The 12,205-nt window shown below is 63.6% G+C and carries 8 protein-coding genes; 7 read left to right on the forward strand and 1 reads right to left on the reverse strand.

What is annotated here, in order from left to right; translation table 11 throughout:
* The first annotated feature begins 19 nt into the window (after positions 1 to 19).
* The 5 genes from H8S61_RS10290 to H8S61_RS10310 all read left to right on the forward strand — a co-directional run bounded on the left by H8S61_RS10290 (position 20) and on the right by H8S61_RS10310 (position 9,301).
* Positions 20 to 1,345 carry a coiled-coil domain-containing protein gene (locus H8S61_RS10290; protein WP_186938926.1) on the forward strand — a complete coding sequence of 442 codons (1,326 nt, stop codon included), beginning with the start codon at positions 20 to 22 and terminating at the stop codon, positions 1,343 to 1,345.
* A 141-nt stretch (positions 1,346 to 1,486) separates the two neighbouring features.
* On the forward strand, positions 1,487 to 4,672 hold the full coding sequence (locus H8S61_RS10295) for an aminopeptidase (protein WP_186938927.1): 3,186 nt from the start codon (positions 1,487 to 1,489) through the stop codon (positions 4,670 to 4,672).
* A 148-nt stretch (positions 4,673 to 4,820) separates the two neighbouring features.
* A complete protein-coding gene (locus H8S61_RS10300; protein ID WP_009305565.1) occupies positions 4,821 to 4,970 on the forward strand; it encodes a DUF5679 domain-containing protein in 150 nt (49 codons plus the stop codon).
* Between the two features lie 182 nt (positions 4,971 to 5,152).
* Entirely contained in the window at positions 5,153 to 6,619 is a 1,467-nt protein-coding gene (locus H8S61_RS10305) for a GntR family transcriptional regulator (RefSeq protein WP_186938928.1), read from the forward strand.
* 162 nt (positions 6,620 to 6,781) lie between these two features.
* Positions 6,782 to 9,301: an ATP-binding protein gene (locus tag H8S61_RS10310; protein ID WP_255466563.1), complete on the forward strand. Its 2,520-nt coding sequence runs from the start codon at positions 6,782 to 6,784 to the stop codon at positions 9,299 to 9,301.
* 13 nt (positions 9,302 to 9,314) lie between these two features.
* On the opposite strand, the gene H8S61_RS10315 is transcribed toward H8S61_RS10310, so the two are convergent.
* On the reverse strand, positions 9,315 to 9,917 hold the full coding sequence (locus H8S61_RS10315; RefSeq protein ID WP_186938929.1) for a DUF6273 domain-containing protein: 603 nt from the start codon (positions 9,915 to 9,917) through the stop codon (positions 9,315 to 9,317).
* A 392-nt stretch (positions 9,918 to 10,309) separates the two neighbouring features.
* Between H8S61_RS10315 and H8S61_RS10320 the strand changes: the two genes are divergently transcribed.
* Positions 10,310 to 11,629, forward strand: a complete 1,320-nt coding sequence (locus H8S61_RS10320) for a phosphoadenosine phosphosulfate reductase (protein WP_160940842.1) — start codon at positions 10,310 to 10,312, stop codon at positions 11,627 to 11,629.
* 3 nt (positions 11,630 to 11,632) lie between these two features.
* Positions 11,633 to 12,154 (forward strand): IbrB-like domain-containing protein, encoded by a 522-nt coding sequence (locus H8S61_RS10325; RefSeq protein WP_160940843.1) that lies wholly within the window; start codon positions 11,633 to 11,635, stop codon positions 12,152 to 12,154.
* The last annotated feature ends 51 nt before the right edge of the window (positions 12,155 to 12,205 follow it).

Genomic DNA, 12,205 nt, shown 5'->3' on the forward strand with positions numbered 1-12,205 from the left:
GGCTATCCAGCAGGCACGCATGGGCAAGTGGGAAGACAAAATAACGCGCGCGGCGCACATCAAGAAGCATACGCGCGGCACGTCGAACGAGATATCGTTCGACGTGCTCGACGCGGCGAAGAACGCGCTCGACGGCGACGGGAACGACAAGCAGAAGCACGGACCCGGCCGCATCGCGCTGTTCACGCTTCCGGGCAGGCACAAGAAGCCGGCTCCCACGCCGACGAAAGAGCGCGGATTACCCCTTTCAACAGGTGATTTCGTTTCGGTCGACGACAGCGCGTCCACGTCGAAGATGGCCGCGCTGCCCTCGGCGGCCCGTCCGACGAGCCAAACGGAGAAAAGCAGCCCCGCTCCCCTCGCGGTGGTTCCGTCGAAGCCCAAGCGCTCCCCTGAAGAGGAGATAGCCCGCCGCAAGGCCCGCCGCCGCTTGAGCAAGTGGCTCGCGGTCGCGGTGATCGTGGTGGTGAGCATCGGCCTGCTGGGCGCGGGAGGCATGTACCTCTATCGCGATTACCAGAGCCAGCAGGGTCATGTCGCGGTGCTCGACGATGCGTTGTCGCTGGTCAAAGAAGCGGATGAGACGATCCAGCAGCTTGACGAGGTGGTGACCGACCCCTTCGCGGAAGGAAGCGAAGAGCAGCGTACCGCGATTCAGGCGCAGCTTGAGGCGGTGGAGCAGAAGCTTCAAGACGCCGACGAGAAAGCGCGCGCCGTCTCCCTCGAACTGAACGGCGCCCGCGAGAAGGAAGCCGCCAACCAAGCTGTAGCCGGCATCGCCGCTCGTTTCACGCTGGTCGAACAGGGACAGCTGCTCATGAACGCCGCCACGGAGGCCCAGAGCGCCGCCGAAGGCGTGGATGCCGCCTGGAAAACCGTGCTGGAAGGCGACGATCTGGCCCGCCAGGCCGCGCAGCTGGTAACGGAAACGACGGCGGAGAACGTCGAAGCGTCGAAGAGCAAGACGAACGAAGCGCTCGCCGCCTTCGATGAGGCGTATGCGGCGTTCCTGGACGTCCAGGCGACGTATCCGCAAGCCGACCTCACGCAGTTCGTCGACTACATCGCCAAACGCCAGGAGTCGCTCGGGTACGCCATCGCCTCCGACGACGCTATTCTGGCCAAGAACAAGGAAGAGGCCACGGCTCAGAACAACGCGTACAACATCGCCGACGCCGAAGCGGCGACGCTCGCGAAAGCGTTGCCCGACGACCCGTCGAGCATCGTCGACGAGGCCTTCGAAGACGCCACCTCCGACGTCGCAAAGGCCTATTCAACAGCACGTTTACAAGCCCGCAGCGCGGACGCTTTTATTAGTGATTATTTGGGTGCAGGGAGCAAATAGCGTATACTTGCATCATGTGTGCCTTGTAGAATCGCCAACGAAAGGCAAAAGAGTATGCCGGACATACTAGATCACGTCGCATATTTATCACAGGAAATCGGTCCTCGCCCTGCGGGAACCGAAGAAGAGCAGCAAGCGGCGTTGTACATTACCGAGCAGATGCAGAAGGACGCGGGTCTTTCCGCCATCATCGAAGATTTCAGCGGCGCCCCCGGTGCCGAGGCCCCGCGCGTGATCTGCTGCGCGGCGACGCTGGTCATCACCGTACTCGCCTTGTTCTTGCCGGTGGTGGGCGTGGCGTCCATCGTGATCACGCTGATCGCCGCGTTGCTGTTCGCGGCCGAGGTGTTCAACCGTCCCGTGTTGTCCCGCGCGTTCGCTCGCGGCGTCAGTCAGAACGTGGTGGCGAAGTACGAGCCCAGCTACTCGGCTGAAGCGGGCGGATCGCGCCGCCGCAAGGTCATCGTGGTGTCCCGCTACGACAGCGGCAAGGTGCGTGCCGAGCTCAACGGCCCCTTGCTGTCGATTCTCCCCATCCTGCAATGGGCGACGTTCGGCGCGATGGTGTTCCTGCCGTTGCTCCTGATCGTCCGCAACGTGATATTCCTCAACGCCGAAGGCGTGACCGCCATCGTGCTGAACGTGCTGGCGTGCATCGCGCTCGTGCTGGTGGCGCTGCCCATCGTGTTCGCCCTGTTGCACAAGTTGGCTTCGTACAACGAGGCCGCCAACTGCAACGCCGCAGGCACGGCGGTGATGATGGAGGTCGCGCGCCGCGTGGGACGCGGGCGCGTGAGCGAGGCCGAGCTGGCCGCCCGCACCGACGCGTCGATCCATGGCGAGGATGCCGCGCGTGCGGCGGGGCTCGTGCCCGAAGGCGCGCAGCTCGTGTACGAAGCAGCCAGCGTGAAGCCGCCCGAGCCCGCCCCGCAGACGCCCGAAGCGCGTCTGGCCGCCGCGAAAGCCGCGGTTGCCGCGCTGTCCGGCAAACCCGTGACGGGCGTGTCCGCGTCCGATATCGCCCAGAACCTCGTCCAGATCAAAGAGCCCCCGCTGCCGACGCCCACCGACGAGGGCTATCGCGAGCTGCGCGGCGAAACGCGCGAAGCGCTGTCCAGCATTCCCGAGGACACGATGCAGGAAGCCCTGGCCAACGCCGAAGCTGCCGCTGCCGAAGAGGCCGCGCGCGCCGCTGCCGAAGCAGCCGCCATCGCCGCGGCAACGGCCGGCATGGCCGCGTCGTCGTATGCGGCCGTGAGTCAGGCGAGCGAGCCGAGCGACGGCGTGCCCGACTGGTTCAAGAAGGCGCAGGAAAAAGCCAAGAAGCCGCGCGCGGACAAGCCGGTCCAGCGCTCGAAGTTTGCAAGCGCGCTCGACGCCGCGGACGAAGTGAGCGAGAACGCCGCGCACTTCTCCGAGACGGGCGTCGCAGCCGAGCGCAAGCCCGAGAGCGCGACCGCTTTCGAGTACGAAGAGGCCCGCGAGGTCAAAGCTCCCCAGTGGCATGCTCCCGAGGCGGAAGGCGCCGCAGCTCCGGCGGGTGCCGAAGCGGTCGAGGCGCCGGCAGTTGAGGGCGTTTACGACATGCCCGCGCCCGACGGCGCGCAAGCTGTCGCATCGCCGCTTTCCGCTCCGCAGGAAACGGCTCCCGTGGCGCCTGTCGACCCGTTCTCCACCACGGCGATGCCTCCCATCGACGTGAGCGAGCTGCGTCTGGACGACCTGCCGCCCATCAACGACGTTCCCATGCCCTCGTTCCTCGATCCGCGCAAGGTGCAGGAAGAGGCCCGCGCGGCCCAGGCCGACGAGCATCGTACCGGCAACCGCGTCGACGTGACGGGTGCTCCCATCGGCGCAAGCGGCCGCATCGACGTGATCCCCGATCGCTACGACGATCCCGCTGCTGCCGCGCCGCAGGCCGAGGGCGCCGCGCCGCGGCCCATCGTGCTGCCCGACATCGGCGTGTCGGCCGCGAACCTCCCCCCGATCTCCGAGCTTCCGAAGCAGCGCGCCCCGCTGGCAGACGTGGAATCGTCGGGCAAGAGCGCCGCGAAGAGCCTGCTGACCATGCTTCCTTCGATCAACGTTGGCGAAGAGCCCTCCGACGACGCGCCTGTTGGCGAAAGCGCGGGCGCATCCGACCAGGCTGCGGTTGAGAAGAAGCATTCGCTCCGTTCGATACTCCCGTCGCTTTCCGGCTCCATCAGCCGCACCGACATCGCCGAGGGCAAGACGTCGAACGTCAGCGCAGCCGGCGCGTTCGTCCCGGCGGGCGCGACGGGCACGTTCGCTCCCATCGGCGACGAGCTGCTGGACAACGTCGATCCCGACGACATCTACATCGACGATGCCGACGATTCCGCCTACGACCAGAACTTCACCGAGACGGGCGCCTTCGCCGGTCCCGGCTACGTGGAGATGCCGAAATCGCGCGTGCATCGCCTATTCGATCGCTTGCGTCGCAAGAACAAGGACCAGGAACCCTCGCCGCAGGAATGGCTCGAGGTGGACGAGACCTTCGACGCGCGCACGGTGGGTGCCGAGCGCGGCGGCTGGGAGAGCTTCCGCGAGGATGACGGCCTGATGGATCCTGGTGCGACCACTCAGATGAACCCGTACGAAGCCGGCTACGAAGACGACGAATACGATACGTTCGAGGACGACGGATTCGACGGCCCGTACGAGTACGACAACGTCGACGAGTACGATGACGGCTACGGCCCCGACGAGCGGCGCCCCTGGCACGGCGGCGCGTTCTCGCCGCGCCGCATGGAGCGGGCCGAGCTCGATAGGGAAGAAGCTCCGGGCGAGTCGTTCGACGCGCTCGACTTCGACGATCCCGACGTGCCGGCCGAGCTCAAGCAAATCTACCAGTTCCGCAATCCCGATATCAACACGGAAGTGTGGTTCGTCGCACTGGGCTCCGAACTTGCCCAGAACGGCGGCATGCGCGCGTTCCTCACCGAGCACCAGCAGGATCTCCGCGGTTCCATCATCATCGATCTCGACGCGCTGGGTGCGGGCGATCTGTGTATGGTCGAGCAGGAGGGCATGTACCGTTCGGTGAAAACCTCGTCGCGCATGAAGCGCTACGTGAAGAAGGCGTCGCAGGCGACCGGCCTGAACGTCGGCAGCGCCCAGATCAAATGGAAGGACAGCGCTTCGTCCTACGCCATCAAGCAGGGCTACCAGGCCATGCACCTGGCGGGCATGGACGGCGCGAAGCCGGCCTTCTTCGCTCAGGGCGACGACGTGCTGGAGAACATCGACGAGCAGACGCTTGAGGCGAATGCCGACTTTGTTATGGAGTTGTTGAAGAATATATAGGTGGCCCCTGGCGTCCCCGGTAGGTGATTTTCAGCCTGCCGTATAATACGGGTTCGTGTGCGCGGGCTCCTGATGGAAGCGCGCCACGATAAGGTGCGGGATGAAAGCGTCCTGCTCAAGTACAGAACAGAGAGGTGTTTTTGCAGCCATGGCTATTGAAGCTTATTGCGTGAAGTGCAAGGCCAAGAAAGAGATGAAGGACCCCGTTGAGAGCCTGACCAAGAACGGCAAGCCTATCACGAAGGGCAAGTGCCCCGACTGCGGCACCACCATTTGCCGCATCGGTGCTGCGAAATAACCTCGCTCTTACCCGATGATGAAAGGACGGCTCCGGCCGTCCTTTTTCTGTTTCAAGACAGGGGATCAAGCGCCAGGAGTGCGGGAGATCGTCGAACGCTGAACGTCCGTTAATACGTGATTATCTGCGCTTTTGCGAAGCTCGCCTCGTAGGCGGCGGCCGACGCGGTACAATACCGCATCATGAAAGAGAAGGCCACGCTATACGAGTACGTGTACCGGCACCTCGCTGGCGATATCGAGCGGGGCACGCTGCGCTATGGCGACAAACTCCCCTCCATGCACGATCTGTGCGAGCGCTACCGGGTGGGCATCAGGACCATCCGCGACGTGCAGAGCGCGCTGAAGGCCGAGGGCTACATCGTCGTCGAGGAGCGCAAGCGCGCCGTCGTGGTGTATCGGCCGCCCGATGGCGCCGACGATCGCGGCATCCGCTCGCTGCTGGCGCGCCGCGACGCGGTGAGCGACTGCTACCGCGCGCTCGAGCTGGTTATGCCGTCCCTCTTCTTCCTCTCCGCCCGCTCGTGCTCCGACGAGGACCTCCATGGCTTCGCCCGCGATGCCGCGCGCGTGGAGCGCGGGCAGCATGCGGAGGACTGGCGTCTCGCCCGATCGTCGGCCGTGCTGCACGGGCTGCTGGAGAAGACGGGGAACCCGCTGTTCGCCTCGTGTTATGCCAGCCTCGAGCGCATGGCGCGCGTGCCGGTGATCGCCGGGTTCGACAGCCCGTTCTCCTGCCGCCCGGTCGCGGAGGTCGACGAGGGCGTGCTGTCGTGGATGCTCGCGGCTTTGGAGCTGCGCGATGCCGACGAGGTGCAGCGCCGCTTCGGCCTCATGTATCGGGGCGCGGGCGCGTGCGTCGACGCGTACCTGGACAAGTTGGAGGCCGCCTGCCCGCCTGCCGCCGAGGAGGGGGAATCCTCGAGCTACGCCTGGAACGCGAAAGCGGGCCTCGAATTCGTACACGGGCAGATCGCCCGCACGCTCGTCGAGCGCATCACGCGGGGCGAATTCGCCGACGGCCAGATGCTTCCCTCGATCGCCGACCTGTCCGCCGCGTACGGGGTTTCCCATTCGACGGTGCAGAAAGCCTACGGCATGCTGAACGCCATCGGCATCGCGCAAACCGTCAACGGGTTGGGCACGCGCGTTCATCTGGGCAGCGCGAGCTTCCCTGCGCATTGGCTCGAAGACCTCTCGTTCAGGCGCGACGTGGGCACGTACGTCCACGCGCTGCAGATGCTGTGCGCCGTGCTGCCGCCGGCGCTGAGCGCCACCGCGCCGCGCATCGACGCCGTTGCCGATGCCGTGCAGCGCGCCCTCGCGGGCGAAGAGGGCGATTGGGCCGTGTCGAAGTCCCTCATGGCGGGATTCATCGGATGCGTCGAGCCTGTCGCGTTGCGAACGATCCTGCAAGAGCTCAACGACCTGCTGCGATGGGGGCGCTTCTTCATGCTGTTCGCCGCGTCGAAGGCGAGCGCCGATGCGCTGCTGTCGCTCGCGCACGCCGCGTACGGGCAGGCGCGCGCCGGCGATGCCGAAGGATTCTCCCGCTCGATGACGTCGTACTACCGCCTGATGCTCCAGGCCGTGCTCGCGTTTCTCGAGAAAGCGGGCATGATGGAAACCGAGCTTGTGCTCATCCCCTAGCGCTGTATCGGTTTTCCAACGGTTTGCAGCCATTGCGGCCTGATGCTGTATTCTGGTACTGTATACAGCAAGGTCTTGTATGATCAGGTATAACTATTATACCAATCTGAGGTAGATGGTTGGGCTCAAGGGGAAGTCGATGGCTCAAAGATTGGCTGGCGCATGAAACGCGTCTCGAGCGCGCGCCGAGTACACATCTTCACGTTCACGATGCTGGGCATCGTTCTGCTGGCGGCGGCGGTCGTCGGCTATATGAAGCTTGTCCAGCACGTTGTCTACGAGGAGTGTAGCGGGCATCTTGAGGAAATATACTCGCAGGTCAATGCATCCTTCAAGGATCTCGTCTCGAAGAACTGGAACCTTCTGGACGGCTGGGACTATCACATTGATCACACCGCTTCATCCGATGACGACCTCGTCGCGTTCCTGCAGGAGGAGCAGGGGAAGTGGGGGTTCACAGACTTCTACTTCCTCGACAAGGACGGGAACTACCTGACGTTTACGGGCGAGAAGGGGTTCCTGAACCTCAACGCGCAGATCGACCGCATCATGATCGACGGCAACAACGCGGTGGTGGACGCCCTGCTTCCCGACGGGTCGTCCCTGGTCGTGTTCGCCGTCCCTGCGCGCGGCGGCTCGTATCGCGAGTTCCCGTACGACGCCGTTGCGGTGAGCTACAATACCGCGGACATGGCGCGCGCCATCGACGTGAACGCGTTCGACGGCCAGTCGGACTGCTACGTGACGTACCCTGACGGTCGCATCCTGCTGTCCGCGAAGGAGGAGGGCCCGTCGTACAACTTCGTGGACATGCTCGCCGCGCGGTCGAGCCTCGCCGGTGCCGATCTGGAGCGCCTCAGGAAGGACTTGGCCGACGGATCGAGCGGCGTGGTGGGATACCAGCTGGACGGAACCGAGCACTACCTGGTGTATCGGCCGGTGGGGTTCCAGGATTGGATGATGCTGGGCAACGTGCCGGTCAGCGTGGTGAACGCCAGCATGAACCAGATACAGTGGGCAACCATCGCGGTGCTCGTGGTGGTGTTCGCCCCGATCGCGCTGACCACCGTGCTGTTCCTGCTGCATCGCAACCGACGCAAGCTCGATGCCAAGGAGCTGGCCATCGAGTGTCGCGAGCAGCTGTTCAGCATGCTGGTGCGCAACGCCGACGACATCTATGTCATGTTCTCGCCCGAAGGGTTCGCCGTGGAGTACGTCAGCCCCAACGTGGAGAAGCTGCTGGGCGTGTCGCCCGACGCCGTCAAGCGCGACATACGCGTGCTTTCGGAATCGGCGGTCGATCCGTCGGGCGATCCGGGGACCGAGGCGATCGCGTCGTTGGAAGAGGGCGGGTGCCTTCAGATGTACCGCGAGCGCATCCGGCCGACCACGGGCGAGGTTCGCTGGTATCAGGAAACGTTGTACCGCGAGTCCATCAAGGGCGTGGACAAGTACGTGCTCGTGCTGTCCGACCGCACGGAGGAGCGCAAAAGCAGCCTGCTGCTCGAGCAGGCGCTCGACATCGCGCGGTCGTCCAACGAGGCGAAGAGCCAGTTTCTCGCCAACATGTCGCACGATATTCGCACGCCCATCAACGCGATCGTCGGCATGACGAAGATCGCGCGGGAAAGCGGCGAGGCGAGCGAGAAGATAACGAGCTGCCTCGACGCGATCACCGTGTCCTCGCGGCACCTGTTGGAGCTGATCAACGACGTGCTCGATATGTCGCGCATCGAAAGCGGCCAGCTCGAGCTGCAGGAGCGGCGGTTCGACCTCGACGACGTCGTGGCCGAGGTGGAGGCGATCATCCGCCCGCAGGCCCAGGCGAAAGGCCAGGACCTGCACGTCGATTGCTCGGGGGTGGAGCACAAGGTGTTCGCCGGGGACGAGCTGCGCATCAGCCAGATCCTGCTCAACCTCGCGTCCAACGCGGTGAAGTACACGCAGGAGGGCGGTTCCATATCGTTCGTGGTGAGCGAGCTGGAGAAGACGCGGTCCAGCTACGCGCGCCTCGTGTTCGCGATCTTGGATAACGGCATGGGGATGTCGCCTGAATTCGTCGAGCGGATTTTCGATCCGTTCGAGCGCAGCGAGGAGGCGTCCATATCGAGGATTCAGGGAACCGGGCTGGGCATGTCCATCACGAAAGCGCTGATCGACGCCATGGGCGGCGTCGTCGAGGTCGACAGCGAGGTGGGCAGCGGCAGCGCGTTCCGCGTGACGCTAGAGCTGCGGCTGGCATCGCCGAAGGAAACGCGGCCGCCGCTCGACGACGCGCCGGCGGTTGCGCCGTACGACTTCGAGGGCAAGCGGTTCCTGCTGGCCGAAGACAACGAGCTTAACGCCGAGATCATGATCGAGCTGCTGGGCCATCGCGGCGCCGAGGTGGAGTGGGCCGAGAACGGGGAGGCGGCGTGCGATGCGTTCGCGCGTCGGCCCGTGGGCTACTACGACGCCGTGCTCATGGACGTGATGATGCCGATCATGAACGGCTACGAGGCCGCGCGGGCGATCCGCGCCTGCGCCGGCACCTGTGCGGCCGACGTGAAGATCATCGCGCTCACGGCGAACGCGTTCGCCGAGGACGTGAAGACCGCGCTCGATGCGGGCATGGACGCCCACGTGGCGAAGCCCGTCGACATCGACGGGCTTGCAGGCGTGCTCGGCCGGATTTGCGGGTGAGCACGCCCGGCCGCTACAGTTTCAGCCACAGGGCGGGGCGCACGCCGCATGCGAACGGCTTGCCGAAGGGGGCACCCAGCATATCCGGCTCCTCTTCGGCGCCTTCCATCTGGCCGTACACGTCGTGGCCCTCGTAGCACACGGTCGGTTCGTCCGTGCTGCTGACCGTGGCCGCGAAGTGGGGGTCCTGACCCGGCGATCGCAACCACCACCACCCGAGCAGCCGGTCTTGGAACCCCGCGCGCCAGAACGCGTGCAATCGTTTCAGGTCCGAGAGCGCCGGTTCGCCATCGAACGGCGCGGGCGCGGGGAAGTAGCGCTCCACCTCGTCGATCGACAGGAGGAACACCCGGTCGACGGTGGGGCCGCCGCCGTGCGTCCCGTGTCGCGCGTTGGCCGCGTTGCGGTTCTCCACTTCCAAGACGCGGGACCGTATGGTGTGGGGCAGCGCTCGGTAGAAGCTGTCGTTGAGCCACTGCCTGAGCGTGCAGTGCTCCCAATCGACGGCGCCGCCGGGGAGGTGGTACGGCATGAGCGCCACGCACGATTGGGCGATTGCGAGAACGCGGTTGTTCTCGTCGTCGATATGAACTCCGTGCAAGCGTATGTCATCCAAATTCGAAGCCTTCCTTACCTTACTTTGCTGCAATAGTACACATGATTCCCAAATCACCCCGATCAGGGAATGCCGATTCAGCAGTTACTCCATACCTTATCGTATAGGTACACAATATGTCAGCATATCAAGTATGATGTTTCCCGTGAAACATTCGAGAATTTACCTGCGTGAAATCATTAATGCGTGCGGAATACCACAACAGCTCTCAAAACCACATTCTTGACCTATATGCATACGTATTCAGTTAATGAATTATCGGAGTGGTTGAATCTCGTTGTTCCGTTGAACGGGCTGGAAATTATCTGTGCATTCAAATTATAATTATCGGGTACAAGGGGCAGGCCAATCCACGTAGACGGCATTCGCGATGATCAAGCGGTACAACGGGCATGATTAGGAATTACACCAGACAGAACGTATACGACGCTCTCCAGGAGCGGCTGCAGTTCGTCTTCGACGAGTTCGAGAACGTCTACATCTCCTTCTCGGGCGGCAAGGACAGCGGGCTGCTGCTCAACCTCGTCCTTGATTTCCGCGACGCGTATTTCCCAGGCCGGCGGGTCGGCGTCTTCCACCAGGATTTCGAGGCCCAGTACTCCGCCACCACCGAGTACGTCGAGAGGACCTTCGACAGGATAGAGGAGAAGGTCGAGCCGCACTGGGTGTGTCTGCCCATGGCGACGAGAACGGCCCTGAGCAGCTACGAGATGTTCTGGTACCCGTGGGACGACGAAAAGCAGGAGGCGTGGGTCCGGCCCATGCCCAAGCGCCCCTACGTGATCAACCTCGAGAACAACCCGATGACCACCTATCGCTACAAGATGCACCAAGAGGATCTCGCCAAGCAGTTCGGCAGGTGGTACCACGTCGAGCATCCGGGAGGAAAGACGATCTGCCTGCTTGGGATACGCGCGGACGAATCGCTCCAGCGGTACAGCGGCATCCTGAACAAGCGGTACGGCTACGGCGGGAAATGCTGGATAACCAAGCAGTTCAAGGACGTCTGGGCCGCCAGCCCGCTGTACGACTGGTCGACGAGCGACGTCTGGCACGCCAACTCGATCTTCGACTACGACTACAACCGGCTGTACGACCTGTACCACATGGCAGGGCTCACCCCCGACCAGATGAGGGTGGCGTCCCCCTTCGGCGATTCCGCGAAGGACAGCCTGAACGTGTACCGGGTCATCGACCCGAAGATATGGGCCAAGCTCGTCGGGCGGGTGCGCGGCGCGAACTTCGGGGCGATCTACGGCCGAACCAAGGCGATGGGGTACCGGAACCTGACGCTGCCGGAGGGACACACGTGGAAGTCCTTCACGTTCTTCCTGCTGGAGACGCTGCCTGCGCCCCTGAGGGAGCACTACGTCAAGAAGTTCAAAACCTCGATAGAGTTCTGGTTCACCACGGGCGGGGGGTTGAGCGAAGAGGTGATCGCCGACCTGGTCGAGCATGGCTACAAGATTCACCGGAACGGGGTGTCGAACTACACCCTGAACAAGAACTCGCGCATCGTGTTCGAAGGCGAGCTTCCCGACCATACCGACGACATTAAATCGACCAAGGATATCCCGAGCTGGAAAAGGATGTGCTACTGCATCCTGAAGAACGACCACACATGCCGGTTCATGGGATTCGGCCTGACGAGAGAACGGCAGAAGCAAGTCGATTCGTTGAAGCACAAGTACAAGACGGTGATAGGCAGGTAGGCGATGAGCAGAAGCCCGGCGTACAACGTGATACCCGTACCGATCGAGAAGGTCAAGCCGAACGATTACAACCCCAACGCCGTCGCTCCTCCGGAGTACGAGCTGCTCTACGACAGCATCCGGGAGGACGGCTACACGATGCCCGTCGTCTGCTACCGCGACGAGGACAAGGACGAGTACATCATCGTCGACGGCTTCCACCGCTACCGCATCATGCTCGATCACGACGACATCCGCGCGCGGGAGGGCGGGATGCTGCCCGTCACGGTCATCGACAAGCCCATCGATTGCCGGATGGCGAGCACCATCCGCCACAACCGCGCCCGCGGCTCGCACAACGTCGACCTCATGAGCAACATCATCGCCGAGCTGCACGAGCTCGGGCGCTCCGACGCATGGATATCGAAGCACCTCGGCATGGACGAGGACGAGATCCTGCGGCTCAAGCAGATCACCGGGTTGGCGGCGCTGTTCAAGGATGTGCGGTTCGGGCGCGCCTGGGAACCCGTGGAAGAGGAAAGCTGACCCCGTTGTTCCGGCGCTGAGCTTTGGAGTATTCTTCATTTCTGTGTTCCG

This window comes from Eggerthella hominis, from assembly GCF_014287365.1.
In the GTDB taxonomy this organism is placed as follows: domain Bacteria; phylum Actinomycetota; class Coriobacteriia; order Coriobacteriales; family Eggerthellaceae; genus Eggerthella; species Eggerthella guodeyinii.